17 protein-coding genes are annotated in these 20,287 nt (G+C 72.5%); 10 read left to right on the forward strand and 7 right to left on the reverse strand.

The window, feature by feature from the left end:
- The first annotated feature begins 67 nt into the window (after nt 1-67).
- The 3 genes from E1211_RS19695 (at nt 68) to E1211_RS19705 (ending at nt 2,019) form a co-directional block, all read left to right on the forward strand.
- On the forward strand, nt 68-877 hold the full coding sequence (locus E1211_RS19695; protein WP_132350480.1) for an SDR family oxidoreductase: 810 nt from the start codon (nt 68-70) through the stop codon (nt 875-877).
- A 167-nt stretch (nt 878-1,044) separates the two neighbouring features.
- The gene (gene pyrE / locus E1211_RS19700; protein WP_132350481.1) at nt 1,045-1,584 is read left to right on the forward strand and encodes an orotate phosphoribosyltransferase; all 540 of its coding nucleotides are present in this window, start codon (nt 1,045-1,047) and stop codon (nt 1,582-1,584) included.
- A gap of 57 nt (nt 1,585-1,641) precedes the next feature.
- The gene (locus E1211_RS19705) at nt 1,642-2,019 is read left to right on the forward strand and encodes a helix-turn-helix transcriptional regulator (protein ID WP_076468717.1); all 378 of its coding nucleotides are present in this window, start codon (nt 1,642-1,644) and stop codon (nt 2,017-2,019) included.
- A 73-nt stretch (nt 2,020-2,092) separates the two neighbouring features.
- On the opposite strand, the gene E1211_RS19710 is transcribed toward E1211_RS19705, so the two are convergent.
- The 4 genes from E1211_RS19710 to E1211_RS19725 all read right to left on the reverse strand — a co-directional run bounded on the left by E1211_RS19710 (nt 2,093) and on the right by E1211_RS19725 (nt 8,854).
- Nucleotides 2,093-2,806 (reverse strand): DedA family protein, encoded by a 714-nt coding sequence (locus E1211_RS19710; protein ID WP_132350482.1) that lies wholly within the window; start codon nt 2,804-2,806, stop codon nt 2,093-2,095.
- Between the two features lie 240 nt (nt 2,807-3,046).
- The gene (locus E1211_RS19715) at nt 3,047-5,572 is read right to left on the reverse strand and encodes a polynucleotide kinase-phosphatase (RefSeq protein ID WP_132350483.1); all 2,526 of its coding nucleotides are present in this window, start codon (nt 5,570-5,572) and stop codon (nt 3,047-3,049) included.
- Nucleotides 5,569-7,050, reverse strand: coding sequence for a 3' terminal RNA ribose 2'-O-methyltransferase Hen1 (locus E1211_RS19720; protein ID WP_132350484.1), 1,482 nt, complete (start codon nt 7,048-7,050; stop codon nt 5,569-5,571). Before E1211_RS19720 ends, E1211_RS19715 begins: the two co-directional genes overlap by 4 nt.
- Nucleotides 7,051-7,297: 247 nt before the next feature.
- Entirely contained in the window at nt 7,298-8,854 is a 1,557-nt protein-coding gene (locus E1211_RS19725) for an LPXTG cell wall anchor domain-containing protein (RefSeq protein WP_132350485.1), read from the reverse strand.
- Nucleotides 8,855-9,034: 180 nt separating this feature from the next.
- Here E1211_RS19725 and E1211_RS19730 point away from each other — a divergent pair, with 180 nt between their 5' ends.
- The 4 genes from E1211_RS19730 to fbaA all read left to right on the forward strand — a co-directional run bounded on the left by E1211_RS19730 (nt 9,035) and on the right by fbaA (nt 12,215).
- Nucleotides 9,035-9,520: a SigE family RNA polymerase sigma factor gene (locus E1211_RS19730; protein WP_132350494.1), complete on the forward strand. Its 486-nt coding sequence runs from the start codon at nt 9,035-9,037 to the stop codon at nt 9,518-9,520.
- Entirely contained in the window at nt 9,517-10,563 is a 1,047-nt protein-coding gene (locus E1211_RS19735; RefSeq protein ID WP_132350486.1) for an LCP family protein, read from the forward strand. Before E1211_RS19730 ends, E1211_RS19735 begins: the two co-directional genes overlap by 4 nt.
- An 81-nt stretch (nt 10,564-10,644) precedes the next feature.
- Entirely contained in the window at nt 10,645-11,028 is a 384-nt protein-coding gene (locus E1211_RS19740) for a phage holin family protein (protein ID WP_132350487.1), read from the forward strand.
- A 161-nt stretch (nt 11,029-11,189) separates the two neighbouring features.
- Nucleotides 11,190-12,215 (forward strand): class II fructose-bisphosphate aldolase, encoded by a 1,026-nt coding sequence (fbaA, locus tag E1211_RS19745; RefSeq protein ID WP_132350488.1) that lies wholly within the window; start codon nt 11,190-11,192, stop codon nt 12,213-12,215.
- Nucleotides 12,216-12,311: 96 nt separating this feature from the next.
- On the opposite strand, the gene E1211_RS19750 is transcribed toward fbaA, so the two are convergent.
- A complete protein-coding gene (locus E1211_RS19750; RefSeq protein ID WP_207915437.1) occupies nt 12,312-13,514 on the reverse strand; it encodes an LOG family protein in 1,203 nt (400 codons plus the stop codon).
- A 322-nt stretch (nt 13,515-13,836) separates the two neighbouring features.
- On the opposite strand from E1211_RS19750, the gene E1211_RS19755 reads away from it, so the two are divergent.
- Nucleotides 13,837-14,265 (forward strand): DUF3151 domain-containing protein, encoded by a 429-nt coding sequence (locus E1211_RS19755; RefSeq protein ID WP_132350490.1) that lies wholly within the window; start codon nt 13,837-13,839, stop codon nt 14,263-14,265.
- A gap of 61 nt (nt 14,266-14,326) precedes the next feature.
- Here E1211_RS19755 and E1211_RS19760 read toward each other — a convergent pair whose 3' ends face one another.
- Both E1211_RS19760 and E1211_RS19765 read right to left on the reverse strand, forming a co-directional pair.
- On the reverse strand, nt 14,327-16,564 hold the full coding sequence (locus tag E1211_RS19760; RefSeq protein ID WP_165947296.1) for a chromosome partitioning protein: 2,238 nt from the start codon (nt 16,562-16,564) through the stop codon (nt 14,327-14,329).
- A gap of 77 nt (nt 16,565-16,641) precedes the next feature.
- A complete protein-coding gene (locus E1211_RS19765) occupies nt 16,642-17,634 on the reverse strand; it encodes a hypothetical protein (protein WP_132350491.1) in 993 nt (330 codons plus the stop codon).
- 124 nt (nt 17,635-17,758) lie between these two features.
- Here E1211_RS19765 and E1211_RS19770 point away from each other — a divergent pair, with 124 nt between their 5' ends.
- Entirely contained in the window at nt 17,759-19,048 is a 1,290-nt protein-coding gene (locus tag E1211_RS19770) for an adenylosuccinate synthase (protein WP_132350492.1), read from the forward strand.
- A 179-nt stretch (nt 19,049-19,227) separates the two neighbouring features.
- Nucleotides 19,228-20,160 (forward strand): hypothetical protein, encoded by a 933-nt coding sequence (locus E1211_RS19775; protein ID WP_132350493.1) that lies wholly within the window; start codon nt 19,228-19,230, stop codon nt 20,158-20,160.
- Nucleotides 20,161-20,287 lie beyond the last annotated feature (127 nt).

Raw genomic sequence — 20,287 nt, forward strand, 5'->3', positions numbered from 1 at the left:
AGCCCGTACCGCACCCGCACCGACCCGCACCGATCATGCCGCCGTACCCGCCAGCTGAGGACCGCCCGTGACGCCCCACTCCGCGCCCACCGAGCAGCGGGCCCTGGTCACCGGTGCGACGGCCGGGATCGGCGCGGCGTTCGCCCGCCGGCTGGCCGCCGACGGATGGCACCTGGTGCTGGTCGCGCGTGATGCCGACCGGCTGGCCGACGTCGCCGCCGAGGCGAAGGAGCAGCATGGGCGGGAGGTCGAAGTCATCGCGGCCGACCTGTCCACGGACGACGGTTGTGCCGTCGTGGAGCGCCGGCTCGCCGGCGGGAGCCCGATCGACCTGCTGGTCAACAACGCCGGGATCAGCCTCAACAAGCCGTTCCTGCGGTCCTCGGCGGAGGACGAGGCCCGGCTGCTGCGGCTGAACGTGCACGCGGTGATGCGCCTGACCCTCGCCGCACTGCGACCGATGACCGAGCGGCGACGCGGGGCAGTGATAAATGTCTCTTCCGTTGCGGGTTTCGGCGCTGTCATGCCCGGCTCGACCTACTCGGCCAGCAAGGCGTGGGTGACCAACTTCAGCGAGTCGGTAGGCCAGTCGGCCCGGTCGTTCGGTGTACGGGTGATGGCGCTCTGCCCGGGTTACACGCGGACGGAGTTCCACCAGCGGGCGGGCATCAACATGTCGAAGACGCCGGAGTGGATGTGGCTGCGGGCCGACGACGTGGTCGACGAAGCCTTGCGTGACCTGCGGAAAGGTAAGCCGGTAAGCGTTCCGTCGTGGAGGTACAAGTTCGCCGTCGCCGGTCTGCGGCACGCGCCGAGACGGTTGCTGCACGCGGCCGCACGGGACACCCGGGGCCGGATCGGCCGCGAGGAACGCTGAGCCGCCACAACTCGCCGGTGCCGCCCGGAATCCGGCCGGCCGGTGGCGATCGGGTCGGGTCTGATCGCACTGAGTAGTCGTACATAGCCATGCATCGGTCGCCCGAGCGATGGATACCGGTGGACCCCGCACGCGGCTCACAGACTTGAGCAGTACCCTCTATCGCCATGGGGGACCACGACGACCTGCGTAAATTCATCACCGATCTGGCCGTGGTTCACGGCCGGGTGGTGCTCTCCTCCGGCATCGAGGCGGACTGGTACGTCGATCTGCGGCGCGTCACGCTCCATAACCAGGCGGCACCTTTGGTCGGTCGAGTGATGCTCGACCTCACCGCCGACTGGGACTACGACGCGGTCGGCGGCCTGACCCTGGGCGCCGATCCGGTCGCGGTCTCGATGCTGCACGCCGCTGCTCCTACCGACCGGCCTCTGGACGCCTTCGTGGTGCGCAAGGCCGGCAAGGCGCACGGGTTGCAGCGCCGGATCGAGGGGCCGGATGTCGCGGGTCGGCGGGTACTCGCGGTCGAGGACACATCGACGACGGGGTCGAGTGTGCTGACCGCGGTGGAGGCGCTACGCGAGGCCGGGGCCGAGGTCATCGGTGTGGCGGTTATTGTTGATCGAGGCGCCGGCGACGCGGTGCGAGCCGCCGGACTGCCTTATCGGGCGGCCTTTACGTTGGCTGACCTCGGCCTTGTGGCGTAAAAGTCTGCCGATTCGGATCTGCTGATATGCAGGCGGATCGATGCTCCTGGTGGAAGGATGGAAAACGTGGGAACTGCGTTGGCTGAAATGACTATGCCTCAGATCTCGCCGCTCGCCGGCGAGCCGATCGAACGTGCCGATGCCGAGCGTCTCGCCGGGGTCCTCAAGGCCCTCGCCGACCCTGCCCGGCTGCGGCTGCTGAGCCTGATCCAGTCGGCTCCCGAGGGCGAGGCGTGCGTCTGTGACCTGACCGCGCCGCTCGGCCTCTCGCAGCCGACGGTCAGTCACCACCTGCGCATCCTCACCGAGGCCGGCTTGCTGGAGCGGGAGAAGCGCGGTGTGTGGGCCTACTACCGGCTGGTGCCGACGGCGATCGCCACGATCGCCGATCTGCTGACCCCGCCGCGTAAGCGAGCCACCAAGAAGGCTCGCTGACCCGTACCGATCGTCCGGTGCCCTCCCTCGACAGGGACGGCGCCGGACGGCCGGCCCGTCGGCGTCTGCCCGGTCAGTGCTTGCCGTAGTGCTGCCGGGTTTCCCGAATCGCTTCCTCGGCTGCGGCCCGCTCCGCAGCGGTGGTGCCGCGTTTGGCCGCGATTCGCGCCCGGAGCAGTTCGATGACGATCGGAATCACCGAGATCGCGACGATCGCGATCAGGATGAGTTCGATGTTCTCCTTCACGAACGGAATCTGGCCGAGGAAGTAGCCGAGCACCGTCACGCCGCTGCCCCAGAGCACCCCGCCGATGATGTTGTAGGTCACGAAGGTGCGGTAGTTCATCCGGCTGACCCCGGCCACGATCGGCGTGAAGGTCCGCACGATCGGCACGAACCGGGCCAGCACGATCGAGCGGGCACCGTACTTCTCGAAGAACTCGTGCGCCTTGAGCACGTTCTCCTGCTTGAACAACCGTGAGTTCGGCCGGCGGAAGAGCGACGGCCCGACCTTGCGGCCGAACGCGTACCCGACCTGGTCACCGGCGATCGCCGCGATCGTGATCAGCAGGCAGACCAGCCAGAGCGGGTAGGTGATGTACTGCCCGTCCGCGGTCAGCAGGCCCGCCGTGAAGAGCAGCGAGTCGCCCGGCAGGAAGAAGCCGATCAGCAGACCCGACTCGGCGAAGACGATGGCCAGGATGCCGAGCAGCCCGAACGTCGAGATCAACCACTCCGGGTCGAGCCAGTCTGGGCCCAGGGCCAGGGTGGTGGTGGGCGTCGGCACGAGCGACCTCCGAATCTACCGGTGGGGGCGTTCAGTCGCCGGCGGCGACGGCACGTCCGTAGTCTAGGTGGCCGTCCGGAACGTCCGGTGCTCGACGTCACACCTGTGTCGGCCGTCGCAGGTCGCACCCCCGGACGGGCGGCCCGGGACTCCACCGGCCCGGGACTCCGCCGGCCGGGCCCCGCCCGGGACTGCGCCGCACCGCCCGTCCGCAGGCCGGGACTCGCGCCGGGCCGGGGCCTACAGCCGCGGATCGACCGGCTCGGACTCGCAGGCGAGGATCGCGAAGACCAGCCCGTGCCGCCGCCACAGCGGCACCCCACCGGCGAGCCCGTCCAGCGCTGCCAATCCGAGGCCGTGTTCCCGCAGCGCCAGTCCGCGCTTGCGGCCCAGGGACCGCTGGCGCAGGAGCGTCAACTGCTCCGGTTCGTCGTAGCCCGGGCCGTAGATGATCCGCAGGTACTCCCGCCCCCGGCACTTGATCCCCGGCTGGAGCAGCGAGCCCCGCTCACTGCGGGCGGCCGGACCCGCGTACGGCTTGACGACCATCCCCTCGCCACCCGCCGCAGTGAGCGCCAGCCACCAGTCCGTGGCCGCGGCGAGCGCCGCCTCGTCGGCGAGGTCGACCACCCGTCGCCGGGTCGGCGTGAAGAACTCCGGGTCGGCGGCGCAGAGCCGATCGGCCAGGTCGAGGTGCCAGCCGTGATCCCGGTCGGCGTAACTCGCGCCGGAGCCGGCGAGCACCGCGAACGGCGCCAGGGTCACCCCGCGCAGCCCCTCGGTCGGCCGGACGTACGCCCGGTAGGCGGCGCGGTAGGCGCTGATCTCGTCGTGGCGGCGGGCCATCCGGTCCCGCAGCTCGCCGACCGGCAGCCCCCGACCGGCGGCGCGGTCGAGCGCCTCCCGCACCGCGGGCAGGGCGGTACGGCCGGCGGCGCCCACCGCGGCGTACTGCTCACGGATCAGGCCGCCGGCCTTCGCCGACCAGGGCAGCAACTCGGTGTCGAGCAGCAGCCAGTCGGTGCCCAGCTCGTCCCAGAGCCCGGCCGCGCCGACCGCCCGCCGCACCCGGTCGAGCAGCTCGGTGTCGAGCGGCTCGCCGAAGAACGGACGGCCGGTACGGGTGTGCACCACCCCGCCGCCCGGACCGAACGGGCCGCCGTCCGGATCCCGGCAGACCAGTACCACGGCCCGCGAGCCCATGTGCTTCTCCTCGCAGACCACCCGCTCCACCCCGGCCGCCCGGTAGTCGGCGAACGCCTCCGCCGGGTGTTCGAGGAAGCCCTCCTGACGGGACGTCGAGCAGGGCGCCATGGTCGGCGGCAGCCAGGTCAGCCAGCGCGGGTCGACCGCGAACCGGCTCATCACCTCCAGCGCGGCGGCGGCGTTCTCGGCGGGCACGGTGAGCGAGCCGTAGCCGTGCTCGATGTGCCGCCGACCCGTCACGTCGCCCAGCTCCAGCACCTGGTCGGGGCGGGCCGGAGCCGCCGTCAACGGTCGGGCCGGGGCGTACCACTCCCGTTCGGCGGCCACCGAGACCAGCTCCCGCTCCGGGTAGCGCAGCGCGGTGAGCCGACCGCCGAAGACGCAGCCGGTGTCGATGCAGATGGTGTTGTTGATCCACTCCGGCTCCGGCGTGGGCGTGTGCCCGTAGACGACAGTCGCCGAGCCCCGGTAGTCGCGGGCCCACGGGTAGCGGACCGGGAGGCCGTACTCGTCGGTCTCGCCGGTGGTCTCCCCGAACAGCGCGAACGCGCGCACCCGGCCCGACGCCCGGCCCTGGTACTCCTCCTTGAGCCCGGCGTGCGCGACCACCAGCCGGCCGCCGTCGAGCACGAAGTGACTGACCAGGCCGTCGACGAAGGTCGCCACCTCGGACACGAACTCGGGCGGCTCCGCCTCCAGCTGGGCCATCGTCTCGGCCAGGCCGTGGGTGAGCCGGACGTCGCGCCCACGCAGCCGGCGCAGCAGCTTCTGCTCGTGGTTACCGGGCACACAGATCGCGTGCCCGGCGGCGACCATGCCCATCACCAGGCGGAGCACTCCGGGAGAGTCCGGGCCGCGGTCCACCAGGTCGCCGACGAAGACGGCGGTACGCCCCGCCGGGTGGGTGGCGTCCACCGGACGGTCCCGCTCGTCGCGGTGCAGCCGCCAGCCGAGCCGGACCAGCAGCGACTCCAGTTCGGCGCGGCAGCCGTGCACGTCACCGATGATGTCGAACGGCCCGGTCAGCTCGCGCCGGTCGTTGTAGAGCCGCTCGTACCGGATCTCGGCGGCCTCGATCTCCTCGGGACCGCGCAGCACGTGCACCTTACGGAAGCCCTCTCGGGCCAGCTGCCCGTACGTCCGGCGCAGGTCCCGCTGCATCCGCGCGAGCACCTGCCGGCCCAGGGTGCGATCGGCCCGCGCCTCCGTACGTGCCCAGGCCAGCGCCTCCGGCACCTCCAGCACGATTGCGACCGGCAGCACGTCGTGCTCCCGGGCCACCCGCACCAGCCCGGCCCGGGCGTGCGGCTGGAGGTTGGTCGCGTCGACCACGGTGAGCCGGCCGGCGTGCAGCCGCTTGCCGGCGACGTAGTGCAGGGCGTCGAACGCGTCGGCGGAGGCGGACTGGTCGTTCTCGTCGTCGGCCACCATCGCCCGGAACGCATCCGAGGAGAGCACCTGGGTCGGGAGGAAGTGCCGGCGGGCGAAGGTCGACTTGCCGGAGCCGGAGACGCCGACGAGGGCCACCAGGGCCAGCTCGGGGAGGTCCAGGGTGGTCACTGCCGCTCCTCCTTCCGGGGCGGGTCCTGCGGATCCCGGTGGCCCGGATCCGGTCCGTCGAGGGTCAGTACGGCCAGCTGGGTGGGGCTGCCCACCGCCGGGTCCTCGTCGCCGACGCCGGCGAACCGTACGCGGTAGCCGTAACCGGCCGCCACCCGCTCGGCCCACCCGGTGAACTCGGCACGGGTCCACTCGAAGCGGTGGTCGGCGTGCCGGAAGCGGCCTGCCGGCAGCCCCTCGTAGCGGACGTTGTACTCGACGTTCGGGGTGGTCACCACGACCGTGCCCGGCCGGGCGTGCCCGAACACCACGTCCTCCAGGGCCGGCAGCCGCGGCGGGTCCAGGTGCTCGATCACCTCCATGAGCACCGCCGCGTCGTAGCCGCGCAGCCGGTCGTCCCGGTAGGTGAGGGCAGACTGCCAGAGCCTGATCCGGTCGCGCTGCCGCTCCGGCAGCCGGTCCAACCGCAGCCGCCGGGCGGCGAGCGTCAGCGCGTGGCTGGAGACGTCGGTGCCGACGATCTCGGCGTACCGGCGGTCGCCGGCCAGGGCGGCGAGCAGCGCGCCGGAGCCGCAGCCCAGGTCGAGTACCCGACTCGCCCCGCTCTCGGCGAGGGCGGCGAGCACGGCCTCGCGCCGCCGCCCCGCCAGCGACGGTCGCCGCGGCACGGTCTCGTCGGTCCCGTCGTCGACGATCTCCGCGCTCACCGGTTCGTCGGTGAGCCGCTGCTCGGCCAGCCGGGCCAGCGCCTGCCCGGCCAGGGCACGCCGGTGCGCCAGGTAGCGCCGGGTGATCAGCCCCCGTTCCGGGTGACCGGCCAGCCAGCCGGCGCCGGCCCGGAGCAGCTTCTCCACCTCGTCCGGCGCCACCCAGTAGTGCTTGGCGTCGTCGAGGACGGGGAGCAGCACGTACAGGTGGTTGAGCGCGTCGGCGACCCGCTGCACGCCGGTCAGGCGCAGGTCGACGTAGCGGCTGTCGCCCCATTCGGGGTACGCCTCGTCGAGCGGGATCGCAGTGGCCTCGACCGTCCAGCCGAGCGGGCCGAACACCCGTACGGCCACCTCGGCGCCGCCCCGACAGCGCAGCACCGGCACCCGCACTTCGAGCGGGATGGGGGTCGCCGCCAGCTCGGCGCGCTCCCGGGACTCGCCGCGCAGGGCCGAGCGGAACACCTTCGCCAGGGCGGAGGCGAGCAGGCTCGACGCGGCGTACGGCCGGTCGTTGACGTACCGGCCGAGGGTGAAGGTCTCCGGTGTGGCCGGCGAGTCGCCGCGCCCCCGCTTGCGGCCACCGGCCAGGCGCAGCGGATCCACCTCCAGCAGCAGCGCGGCGGTGCAGCTCTGCTCGTCGGCCTCCGGGTAGAAGACGTGCGCCGTGCCGACCGGCACGTCGAAGGAGTGCGCCCGGTCAGGGTGCTTGATCAGCAGGTGACCGAGGTCCGTCGCCGGCCGGTGCGTGGTGGTCAGGGTGAGCAGCACGCCGACAATGGTGGCAGCCGGACCGATCTTGCGCCGCCCGGTTTTCGCGGGCCCGGGCGCTACCTCAGGTCGTGGCCCCGACACGATCGTTCCCGGGCGGAGGCCGGGGCGAACCCGCGTTCGATCGCCGGACCGGCGTGCGGCACCGGCAGCGGGCGCGGCAGCCGAACCGGGCCCGAGGATGCCGGGCGGAGACGGCGGTGCCCCGCCGACCGGACGGTCGGCGGGGCACCGGTGGCGTCGAGGATCAGGCCACGAAGCGGGTCTTGCGGCGGCGGGCCACCACGTAGCCGCCGACCCCGGCGGCGAGCAGCAGGGCGCCGATGCCGGCGATCAGGGCGGTGGACTCGCCGGTGATCGGCAGCGAACCGCCGTCACCGCCACCCTGGCCGCCGGTCGCGGTCAGCAGGATCTTGGCGGTGTCGTTGGCCGGCTTCAGGTCGTCCTTGAAGCCACCCGTGCACTCGCACGGCGCGTTGATCGTCACGGTGCCGGACGCCCCGGGAACGATCTCCTCGATCCGGAGCCGCAGCTCGTTGGTCAGCTCCTCGCCGGCCTTGGCGAACACGCCCGGGAAGCACCGGTACGCGGGTGCGCCCGGCTTGCCGCCGTCGGTCAGCTTGGTGCCGTCACCCTTGAACGGCGCGCAGTTCTCCGGCACCTCGACCGCCCGGGTGCCGGCCGGCAGGGTGACGTCCACGAAGGTCACCTGGGAATCGGCGCGGTGGCGGTCGAGCGTCGCCGGGCCGTTGTTCCGGAGCCCCACCCGGGCCGTGACCTCGGCGCCGACCTTGCCGGTCAGCTCCGCGCCGATCGCCTCGAGGTCGGCGCCGTTCTTGCCGCCGACGTCGATCGACATGTTCCAGAAGTCGTTGCTGCGGTCGGTGTCCGTCTGCACCGACCGGGCGGCCTTGGCGGACGCCTCGGTGAGGGTGAGCTTCGGCCCGGTGCCGTGCTTCGCCGTCTTGGCGCCGGACCGCGCACGCTGCTCGATCAGGTCCTCGAAGTCGGCCGGCGTCATGAACCGGATGTTGCCGTACTGACTGCCCGGCGCGTAGGTGTCCTTGCCGAGCTGGTAGTCGAAGGTGACGCTGCGGGCCTCACCGGCCGGGATCTTCTCGTCGAACTCGCAGGCGACGATGGATTCGCCGGCGTAGAGGCAGTTGCTGAACCGGTCCACGGCCCGGATCGCGTAGTCGTTGTCGAAGTAGGCGATCACCCCGTCGACCGTGGTCTTGCCGGCGTTGACCACCGTCACCGGCGCCGTGAACGAGTCACCCGGCTTCAGATCGAACTTGGCGTCCGGGCCGGTGGCCAGGTCCACGCCCTCGCCGACCTGAAGGTGGGAGGTGTAGGTCGCCTTCTCCAGGTTCCCCACCCGGAAGCTGATCCTCAGCTCACCGGCGTCGCCGGCCTGAGCCTCGTCGGTGGCGCTGATGTTCAGCTCGGTGAGCGAAGCGCCGTACGTCTCGTCGACGTAGATCGGGGAGTGCTCCCGGCAGAGGAGAACGCCCTCCTCCGGGGTCTCGCAGTCGTCGGCCTCGCTCAGCGCCTTCAGCTTCACCTTCCCGGCGAGGGAGCGGTAGTCGTACCGGACGGTGGCGTCGTGGAACTGACTGTTCACTCGGGTGAAGAGCTTCGCCGATGCGTCCTTGCCGTGCTCGCCGAGCGCGACGGTGGTGTCCGGGAAGTAGAGCAGGACCTCGTCGACCGGGTCGGCGGCGGCCGGAGTGGCGGCGGCGGCGACGAACGCGCCCGCGACGCCGAGCCCGGCGATCCAGCGCCGGGTGGAACTCTTGAGCATGGGCTTCCCTCGTATCGGGAGATGATCAGCTGGAGCACGTGGATCTTAAGGAACCGTTAAGTTCCGGCGCTGTCCCAGGTCAGCCGTCGTCCGCGGATATCAACCGAACGGCTGAACAAGATCACCGCAATGTTCCGCCCGCCCGTACCCGTCATCAGGAGCAGGAGACCGGGGGGTGTGGTGACGTACGAGGAGTTCGCCGACTCGCGTCTGGCAGCGTTGCTGCGGTACGCGGTCATGCTGACCGGTGATCCGCATCAGGCCGAGGACCTGGTGCAGGAAACCATGGTCCGCGTCCAGTTGCACTGGCGGCGGGTGGCCCGGGCGGACTCGCCCGAGCGTTACGTCCGCCGGATGCTGACCAACCAATACATCGACTGGCGGCGGGGCTCGTGGATGCGGCGGGTGCTGCTGCGCGCCGAGCCCGACGAGTCGGTACCCGTGGGGACCGACCACGCCCAGTCCTCGGTGGACCGGGACGAGATCTGGTCCTGGCTGGCGGGGCTGCCCCGGCGGCAGCGGGCCACCCTGGTCCTGCGTTACTACGAGGACCTGCCGGACGCGGAGATCGCCGACATTCTGGGCTGCGCCGTGGGGACCGTGCGCTCGTTGATAAGCCGCGCCCTGGCGACCCTTCGGACCGAGTACGTGGAGGTTTGCTCGTGACTGAGAACGAGCTGCGTGCCGCGTTCGTCCGGCACGAGGTGCTGACGCCACCCACCGGCCCGCTACGCGCGGCTATCGACCGGGTGGTCGCCGTGCGCCGCCGCCGCAGGCAGCGGTTGCGCGCGGCGGGTGTCGCGCTCGCCGTGGTCGGCGCGCTCGGAGTCGGGATACCCCAGTTCGCGCCCCGCCCGAATTCGCCGGACGCCCCGGTCGTCGCCGGGCCGTCGACAAGGGTGCCCACCGGAGCCCTGAACCTGCTGGTGCTCGGCCTCGACACGAGGGCGGACGAAGCTCCGCCGTTGGCCGACTCGGTGCTGATCGTGCACATCCCGGCCGACCGCAGCCGGCCCTACCTGATCTCGCTCCCCCGGGACCTGGAGGTGGACATCCCCGGGCTCCATCGGGACAAGCTCAACGCGGCCTTCGCGTACGGCGCCGGACCCGAACACCCCGACCGGAGCAAGGGGTACGACCTGACCCGCCGGGTCGTCGCCGACCTGACCGGCGTACGCATCGATGCCGGCGTGGTGCTCACCTTCTCCGCGATGCGGAAGGTGACAGACGTGCTCGGCGGGGTGGAGGTCTGCCTGCCGCAGCAGATCCGCTCCGTGCACACCCGTCGGGTCTTCCCGGCCGGTTGTCAGCGCCTCGACGGCTCCGAGTCGATGGACCTGCTCCGGCAGCGGCGCGGTCTGCCGGACGGCGGTCAGGACCGTGACCGCAACGCCCAGCGCGTCGTGGCCGGCATGGTACGGCGGGCCGGCGAGAAGGGGATGCTGACCGATCCGGTGCAGATCTCCCGCGCCCTCGTCACGGTCGGGCCGGACCTCACCGTGGCCGGCGCCTCGCTGCCGGACCTGCTGCGGGTGGTACCGGAGCTCGCGTCGGTCGAGCCGGTCGGGCTGAGCCTGCCGGTGGTCGACGCCGTGCCACGTCTGCGTGCCGACCCCCGGGCCGCCCCGGCCTTCCTCGACGCGCTGCGCGAGGACCGGTTGGACCGGTGGGCCGCCGCGAACCCGGACGGGGTCACCCGGCTTGGCTGAGGCCGGTCCGTCCGGGCCGGGCGCCACCCGAGTCGACGGAATCGGCCCACCGGGGCGTACCGCCGATGCCAGGATGGGGCCGTGGGCTTCCTGATCCGGTGGGCGATCACCGCGGTGGCGCTCTGGATCACCACGGTCGTGGTGCCCGGGGTCCACGTCGGCGGCCGCTCGGGTGCGAACACGGTGCTCACCCTGGTCGTCGTGGCGTTGATCTTCGGCCTGGTGAACGCGGTCCTCAAGCCGGTGATCAAGGTCGTCGGCTGCATCTTCTACCTGCTGACCCTCGGCCTCTTCGCACTCGTCGTCAACGCGCTGCTGTTCCTGCTGACCGACCGGATCGCCCACGCGCTCGACCTCCCGTTCCAGATCGACGGCTTCTGGGCCGCGTTCTGGGGTGCCATCGTGATGGCCGTGGTCACCTGGCTCATCAGCGTCGCGCTCCCGGACCGGCTGGAGGGACGGTGACCGCCGGCGTCGACGGTTACCGGCCGGTGGACCCGCACAGGGTCGGTGGCGGCCGGTCAGCCACGCTGCGGGATACTGCCCGGCGGAGGACAGTGCGGTCCGGCGCACCCATGGACAACAGCGGCCAGCACGGCCGACAGCGGTAAGAAGGAGCGTTCGACATGCCCATCGCTTCCCCCGAGGCCTACGCGGAGATGCTGGACCGCGCCAAGGAAGGCCGGTTCGCCTACCCCGCGATCAACGTGACCTCCTCGCAGACGCTCAATGCGGCGCTCAAGGGCTTCGCCGACGCGGAGAGCGACGGCATCATCCAGGTCTCCACCGGTGGCGCCGAGTACCTCTCCGGCCCGTCGGTGAAGAACATGGTCAGCGGTGCGGCGGCCTTCGCCGCGTACGCCCACGAGGTGGCCAAGAACTACCCGGTCAACGTCGCCCTGCACACCGACCACTGCCCGAAGGACAAGCTGGACAAGTTCGTCCGGCCGCTGATGGGGATCTCGCAGGAGCGGGTGAAGCGCGGCGAGGAGCCGCTCTTCCAGTCCCACATGTGGGACGGCTCCGCGGTGCCGGTGGCGGAGAACCTGGAGATCGCCGAGCAGCTCCTCACCGAGGCCGCCAAGGGCAAGATCGTCCTCGAGATCGAGGTCGGTGTCGTCGGCGGCGAGGAGGACGGCGTCGAGAACGCGATCAACGAGAAGCTCTACACCACCGTCGAGGACGGCCTCGCCATGGTCGACGCGCTCGGCCTGGGTGAGAAGGGCCGTTACATGGCGGCGCTGACCTTCGGCAACGTGCACGGCGTCTACAAGCCGGGCAACGTCAAGCTCCGCCCGGAGGTGCTGAACCACATCCAGATGGCCGTCGGCGCCAAGTACAACAAGGAGAAGCCGCTCAGCCTGGTCTTCCACGGCGGCTCCGGCTCGCTGCTCTCCGAGATCCGCGAGGCGCTCGACTACGGCGTGGTCAAGATGAACATCGACACCGACACCCAGTACGCCTTCACCCGGCCGGCCGCGGACCACATGTTCCGCAACTACGACGGGGTGCTGAAGGTCGACGGCGAGGTCGGCAACAAGAAGCTCTACGACCCCCGGGTCTGGGGCAAGGCCGCCGAGGCCGGCATGGCCGCCCGGGTCGTCGAGGCCTGCGAGGCGCTGCGCTCGACCGGCACCAAGATGAGCAAGTAGCACGGGCACCACGACGGCCGGCCGCCCAGGTGGGGGCCGGCCGTCGGCGTTCCCGGGCGGGGCGGGCCCGTCCCGCAGGCGCCGCCGGTGACCTCGCTAGACCGCGGTCAGCACCCGGACGGCCTCGTGGACGTCGTCGGTGAGGTGGATCGTCGGCGACAGGTCACCGAACGGGGAAGCGGCCAGCAGCGGGCGCAGCAGCGACTCCACCGGCAGCTCCGTGGTCCAGAAGGTGCGGTCGAGGAAGACGTACGCCCCGCTGGAGCCGTCGGTGCCGTAGAAGGTCTTCGTCGCCGCCTGGAACACCTCCTGCACGGTGCCGGCGCGTCCCGGCGCGAACACGATCCCGCCCCGGGCCAGCCGGAGAATCGTGTCCTCCCGGATCGCGTTCGAGAAGTACTTGGCGATCCGGCCGGCGAAGAGGTTCGCCGGTTCGTGCCCGTACAGCCAGGTCGGCACCGCGAGCCCGCCCGCCCGCGCCCAGGCCAGATCGCCGGCGCCACGCTGCTGCGGGACCGGCGGCGGGGCGAACCGTTCGCGCACCCGTAGCGCCGCCGCCGTGTAGCGGTCGTGGTCGGTGAAGTCGGGTGCCGTGGCCAGCAGGTCGATCGCCGCGGTCACCTCCTCCGCCGGGTGACCGGCGAGGTACGCGCCGAGGTTCGCCGCCTCCATCACGCCCGGACCGCCCCCGGTGACCACGAGCCGGTCGGCCCGGGCCAGCTCCCAGCCGAGTACGGCGGCCATCCGGTACGGCACGCTGCCGCGCGGCACCGCGTGCCCGCCCATGACCCCGACCACCGACTGCGGCCCGTACGCGGCCAGCCAGGCGCGGGTGGCGTCGGCGAGCGCGTTGTCGACCCCGTGGTCGTGCAGCCGCTGGCCGAGCGCCTCCCGGACGTCCGGCAGCGCACCGCCGTGCGCGCGGAAGTGCGCGTACACCCGGGTGTCGTACATCCCGGCGAACCCCGCCTCGGCGAAGCCGGCGGCCAGCTCCTCCGGGGTGTAGAGGTGGCTCGGCTGGGTCGGGTACGGCAGCCCGGAGAAGGGCGGGACCACGTTGGCGCCCCGCCGGACCAGGTCGGCACCGACCTCCCGGGAGGCGAAGCGACAGCCGACGAAGAGCGTCCCGGTCACCGTGACGCGGGTCAGGTCGGGCGGCGGATCCAGGTCGAGTCGCAGGCCCTGCACGGTCAGGCCGGTCAGGTCCCCGCCGGCCAACCGCCGGTCGAACTCGGCGCGGGTCTCGATCTCGTTCGTGGGCTGCGGTTCGATGACATCCGCAGGTGGTGGCGTGGGCACCCGGCCATACTGCCCCCGCCGGTCCAGACCCGCGAACGGCGGCCGGACGATCACCGGCTCGGGCGGACCGGCGGCGCGGACGCATCGCCCGGGACTGTGTCCGCAGCTCACCCACGTGCGGTCGGAAGCGACAGGAGCCCGACGGCCGCGGCCGCCGGGCTCCTGCGTAACCGGGTCCTGGGGAGGCTCCGGACCAATAGTTGTAACGGAAAACACCTTCCTCCGGCATAGGCCGCAGGCGTGACCAACTCCTCAGCCGTTCAGCCAGCGAGCTGGGCCGACCCGCTCGCGTGTCGCAGTGCGAAGCGGGTTGAATGGGGCGATGCAGAACCTCATGCCGGAGCCACCGGCCACCCTCCTCCCCGCGTACGACGAGGCTCACGCCGCGCTGGCCGCCGCCGAGAACGACGGCGGCGACGAGGCGTTCGCGGAGGTCGCGGCGCGGTACCCGACGTACAGCGCGGCGTGGGGTGCCCTCGCCGCCCGGGCGCTCGCGGCGGGTCAGGCCGTCCCGGCGTACGCGTACTCGCGCACCGGCTACCACCGCGGCCTCGACCAACTGCGGCGTAGCGGCTGGAAGGGGCACGGCCCGGTGCCGTGGTCGCACGAGCCGAACCAGGGCTTCCTCCGCTGCCTCTACGTGCTGTCCCGCGCCGCCGACGAGATCGGCGAGGCGGACGAGGCGGCCCGCTGCGCCCAGTTCCTCCGCGACTGCGACCCGGCCGCCGCGGACGCCCTCTCCAGCAACTGAGCGCGCGTCGGTGGCCGGTGCGCACCGCGCCGGCCACCACGTGCCGCACCCGGCGGCGCGCCTACAGCCCTTCGGCCACCGCGGCGGCGATCTTCAGCCAGGCGTCCCGGGTGGCGGTGGAGAGCCCGCCGTACCGGATCGGCTCGCCGCTGTCGATGAGCCGCTCGTACGGCGCGAGCAGCACCGCCCGGGTTCGGGCGGCGAAGTGCGCCTGGATCGCGGGCAGGTCGATGTCCTTACGGGACGGGGGCATCGACACCACGGTGACCGCCTGCCGGACCAGCCGCTGCCGGCCGCTCTGCTCCAGGTGGTCGAGCATCCGGGCGGCCGTCTCGGCCGAGTCGTTACGGGCCGACATGGTGACCAGGAGCTGGTCCGTCGCGTCCATCGCGGCCTGCCAGTTCTGCGCCCGGACGTTGTTCCCGGTGTCCACGAAGATCAGCTTGTAGAAGCGGCTGACCACCTCGCGGATCTCGCCGAACGCGGACGCGGTGAGCATCTCGCCGCCGGTGGCCGACTCGTCCGAGGCGAGCACGTCGAACATCCCCTCGCCCTGCGAACGGACGTACTGCGACAGGTCGCCGACCCGCCCGTGCGCGCCCTGGAACTGGCCGAGGTCGCGAAGCAGGTCCCGCACCGTACGGGAGTGGAAGTCCTGCTGCGCCCGCATCCCGAGGGTGCCCTGGGTCTCGTTGTTGTCCCAGGCCAGCACGTAGCCGCCGCGTTTCTGCCCGAACGTCATGGCGAGCAGCAGGATCGCCACCGTCTTGCCGGCGCCGCCCTTCGGGTTGACCACGGTCACCTGGCGCAGCCCGCCGAAGTTGCGGCGGACCATCTCGATGTCCCGTTTCAGCTCCTGCTCGTGCCGTCCGGGCGGCAGCCGGAGACCGATCCGGTTGACCACCGCCCGTACGCCCATCGTGGCGAGCGGGTCGGCGGGGCGCACCTGCCGCCGCCGGGCGAAGTCCTCCGCCGTCGGTGCCGGGCCGGCGGCGGAGGGGTAGCCGGCGGGTGTCGGGGCCGGGCCCTCCGGCTGTGGCTGGTACGGCTGCGGTGGTGGGACGCCGGCCCCGGCCTGCTGCCACTGTGGTGGCTGCCAGTCGGGCGGGAAGGGACCGGGCGGCGCCGGCGCGCCCGCCGAGGTCGGTTCGGCCTCCTCGACGTCGGACCAGACAGGGCTCTGCGTGCTCGGGCTCGCGGCGGACTCGACGTCGTCGGCCTCCGGTGCTCCGGCCGCGACCGGCTCGTCGGCGGTCCCGCCGGGGCTTTCCGATGCGGGGAGCGCAGCCGCAGCGGCGGCCGGTGCGGGGGACGACCCGTTCGGCTCGGTCTCGGCGGTGACCCGCTGCGGCGGGTACGCCCACGGGGACTCGCCCGCGCGCCCGGCGCCGACCGACCCGTTGGTGGTCCCCGGCGACCGCCGGCCGTCGTGGGTCGACGCCGGCCCACCGCTGCCCGGCGGACGGGTCGCCGCGTCGGTGGCGGCCGCCCCCTCGGCCGCGCCGGGCGGCTGATCGACGACCGCGCGACCGTTACCCAGCCCGGGGGCCTGGTCGAGCGAGAACGGCAGGTTGAGGTCGACGCCACCGGCCGCCGGCGGACCGCCGTCCGGTCCGCGGGCCGCCGCCGCGCCGGCGTCGGGGCCGCCCGGCGTCGGGGCGGCCACAGCCTCGTCCGTCCCGTCCGGCGCGGCCGATCCGGCCGTGGCGCTGTTGCTCGCCGGGGTACCCGCCGACCGGCCGGTCGCCGCCGGCCCCGGGTCGGCCGGGTGCGGGATCCCGGCAGCGACCGGAACGCCGTTCGTCGCCGCCGGCCCGGCCGGGGGGACGGCACCCGCCGTCGGGCGGTAGGCCGGTCCGGCCGTGGCGCCGTTGTCCCGTGCCGGAGCGGCCGGCTCAGCCGGAGCCGGGACGGCGCCACCGGCCGCCAAGACGTTCAGGGAGCTGTCGGGCGTGGCCGCCGCACCGGTGACCTGCGGGTCGGCGACCGGCGGTGGCCAGCCGCCCGGCTGGGCGGGAGCCCAGGCGGCGCCCGGGGGCGCCCAGCCGTTCGGCGGCGGCAGCGCGCTGGTCAACGAGGGGTAGGCGTCGATCGGCGCGCCGGGGGCCGGCTGCCCGGAGACCGGGCCGGCGCCCGGCACGTCGGGTCGGGGGGTGATCTTGTCGGTCGGCGCGGGCACGGTGGCCCAGGATGCGGCGGTGGCTCCGGCGGGATCCGAGGGCCAGGGGGGTTCGATGTCCCGCTCCGGCACCGGCTGCTGGCCGGGTGCGCGTACCCGGTCGGCGTTGTCGTCCACCACGGTCCCTCCCCAGGTCTCCTGCCGAGGATAGGCGCAACGGTCGCCGATGGCTGGTCAGCGCGGGGCGCGCCGGGGCGTCAGGCGGCCCAGACCGCCCAGGCGCCCGGCTCGGTCCACCAGGAGCGCTTCCGGCTCAGCTCGCCCTCGGAGCCGTCGTCGAGGAAGGGCACCTTCTCGTCCCGGGGCAGCACGGACACGGCCCGTCCCCGGGCCCGGCGCACTTCGAGGCGTACCCGCTTGCGGCCGAACGCGGAGCGGGTCACCACCGGCACCGCCACCGCGACCTCGACCAGCGCGTCGGTCGGGTCCGGCCGGCCCAGCAGCGTCACGTCGTCCAGCGTCGCGTACCCGCCGGCGTTGCCGATCGCGCAGGCCAGCAGCGGTTCGTCGCCGTCGGAGAGCAGGGCGTCGTCGACCTCGACCCGCCCGCGCCAGTGCAGCGGCCGGCCGGCGTCGTCGGCGGCGCCGATGAGCGCGCCGTCCAGGGTCACCGAGCCGCCGTCGTTGCGCAGCAGGTCCAGCCGGCGGGGTGCGCCGTCCAGCACGGCGGCGGCCACCTCCGCCGGGTCGCGCGGCAGCCCGAGCTGCGCGACCAGGTCACGGTGCCCGGTGCTGCCGGCCGGATCCAGCGGCAGTACGCCGACGGGCGGCAGGTCGGGCACCGTCCGGTTGCCGGGCAGGTCCTCCGGGCGGCGGCTCGGCGGCGGGGCGTACCGCCGGACCAGCCGGCGCAGCACGGCGCGCAGCTGGGCGTCGCTGGCCGTGGCGACCACGAGCCGGGTCTTGGAGTCCGGGTCCGGCCAGGTGAGGCCGTCGGGGCGGGCCGGGCCGTCGAGCCGGGCCAGCACCTCGTCGATCTCCGCATCGGAACGGGCGGTGACCATCTCCACCCGGGCACCGCGGGCGGTCAGCGCGTCCGCGCAGGCCAGCACCGGCACCCGGGGCGTCTCGCAGCGCTCCGGCTTCTCCTCGGCGGCCTCGTCGGCGCCGCCGCAGCAGGCTCCACCGCTGCCGCAACCCGCGGCGGCGTCCCGCGCCGAACCGAGGGTGAGCAGCACCACGTCGTACACGGAAGGGGCCTCCTGCCTCTCGACGCGACCCCTGCCGGTCGCGCCGTAACCTCTTGTTAGCCTGACACCCCGGGCTCGCCAACCGGTCGCCACCTGGCACCCGAGCCTTCTGGAGGCGGAGAAGATGCCAGCGATCGTGCTCATCGGCGCTCAGTGGGGCGACGAGGGCAAGGGCAAGGTTACCGACCTGCTGGGTGAGCGGGTCGACTACGTGGTGCGTTACTCCGGCGGCAACAACGCCGGCCACACGGTGATCACCCCGGACGGCCAGAAGTACGCGCTGCACCTGATGCCCTCGGGTGCGCTCTCCCCGAACGCGAAGATCGTCATCGGCAACGGTGTGGTGGTCGACCCCAAGGTCCTGCTCACCGAGATCGACGGTCTCGCCGAGCGCGGTGTGGACGTCTCCCGCCTGCGCATCTCCGGCGACGCGCACCTGATCATGCCGCACCACCGGGCGCTGGACCGGGTGGTCGAGCGCTACCTCGGCTCCTCCCGGATCGGCACGACCGGCCGGGGGATCGGCCCCGCCTACGGCGACAAGGTCGCCCGGATGGGCATCCGGGTGCAGGACCTGCTCGACCCGGGCATCCTGCGCAAGAAGCTGGAACTCGCGCTGCGGGAGAAGAACCAGATCCTCTTCAAGGTCTACAACCGTAAGGCGATCGACGTCGAGGCGACCGTCGAGGAGTACCTGGCGTACGCGGAGCGGCTGAAGCCGTACATCACGGAGACCCGGGGACTGCTCTGGGACGCGCTGGACCGGGGTGACACGGTCCTGCTGGAGGGCGCCCAGGCCACCATGCTCGACATGGACCACGGCACCTACCCCTTCGTGACCTCGTCGAACCCGACGGCCGGCGGCGCCTGCGTGGGTGCGGGGATCCCGCCGACCGCCATCACGAAGGTGATCGCGGTCAGCAAGGCGTACACCACGCGGGTGGGCTCGGGGCCGTTCCCCACCGAACTCTTCGACGACAACGGCGCGCACCTGCGCAAGGTCGGCCACGAGTACGGCACCACCACCGGCCGGGAGCGTCGCTGCGGCTGGTTCGACGCGGTCGTCGCCCGGTACGCCTGCCGCCTGAACGGTGTCACCGACCTGGTGATCACCAAGCTGGACGTGCTCACCGGCCTGCCGAAGGTGCCGATCTGCGTCGGGTACGAGATCAACGGTCAGCGGGTCGACGACATGCCGATGACGCAGACCGACTTCCACCACGCCACCCCCGTCTACGAGGAGATGGACGGCTGGTGGGAGGACATCACCAAGGCCCGGTCCGTGGCGGAGCTCCCGGAGAACGCCCGCCGCTACATCGCCCGCGTCGAGGAGCTCTGCGGCGCGCAGGTCAGCGTGATCGGCGTAGGCCCCGGCCGCGAAGAAAACGTAGTCCAACACCCCCTAATCCCCTAACCCCGCACGCCGGGGTAGCCCTCCCCCCGGTTGATCATGAGGTTATTGCCTTCGTCAGCGGCGTGTCGCAGCAATAACTTCATGATCAACCCAGCGGGGTCGGTGCGTTGTCCACAGGGCGGCAGTAGTTATCCACAGGGTGTGTGAGTGGGGCTCGCCGACCACGAGAGTTGGTCGGCATGAACGCTCTGGACGCCGTACGGCGGATCGCCGCCACCCGGGACGGGATCGTGACCCTGGACCAGGCGCGTGCCGCCGGGATGACAGTGCACGAGGTTCAGCGACTGTGCCGGACCGGGCGCTGGCAGGTGGTTGCCCGGGCCAGCTACCTCGTCGATGCCGAACTCCACGGCGGTGTGTCGAGGCGGGCGCAGATCAGGGCGGCGGTCGCCTCGTTCGGCCCCGGCGCGGTCGCCGTCCTCGCCACGGCCGCTGAACTTCATGGCATCGCTGGACTTCGCGGTACCGACGAGATCCACCTGTCGGTGCCCGGGCCGATCGCGCGGCCGGTTCGTGTCGGCCACCCGGGGGTGGTCGTCCATCAGTCGACCATCGCGCCGGACCAGATCGTTCCGGTACGCGGCATCGCGGTGACCGGGCCGCTCCGAACGCTCACCGACCTCGTTCTGCGCGAGGAACGCTATCCGGCGGTCTGCCTGCTCGACTCCGCCCTGAACCGGGGGCTGGTCAGTGGAGAGGAGCTGCTCCGCGTACCCGGGTTGATCCGGGGGCGGCGGGGTGCGGTGGCGGCGCGTCAGCACCTCGCCGAGGCTGACGGGCGCGCGCAGTCACCGCTGGAGACGTGTTCCCGGCTGCGGTGCGTCGACGGCAGGGTGCCGCCGGACGCCCTCCAGTTGGAGGTACGTGACGACGACGGCTACTTGCTCGGTGTCGGCGACCTCGGCTGGCGTGGGCCGAAGGTGATCGCCGAAGCAGACGGACGCGATGCGCACGACAGCCCGCATGCCGTCTTCGCCGATCGCCGGCGTCAGAACCGCCTGGTCAACGCGGGCTGGACCGTTCTCCGTTTCACCTGGGCCGACACGCTCCGCCCCGACTACATCCCCTGGACCGTCCGTCGGGCGATCGAGTCGACCCGCTCGGCTCGGTGATCATGAAGTTGTTGTCGCTGAGTACGGCGTGTCGAGGCGATAACTTCATGATCACCGAGTGCTCCGGGCCGGCCGGAGTGGGGGAGTGGGGGAGAGGACGGTCAGAGCTCGGGTTCGGGAGTGGGGG

It is taken from the genome of Micromonospora sp. 15K316 (assembly GCF_004348525.1).
GTDB lineage: Bacteria > Actinomycetota > Actinomycetes > Mycobacteriales > Micromonosporaceae > Micromonospora.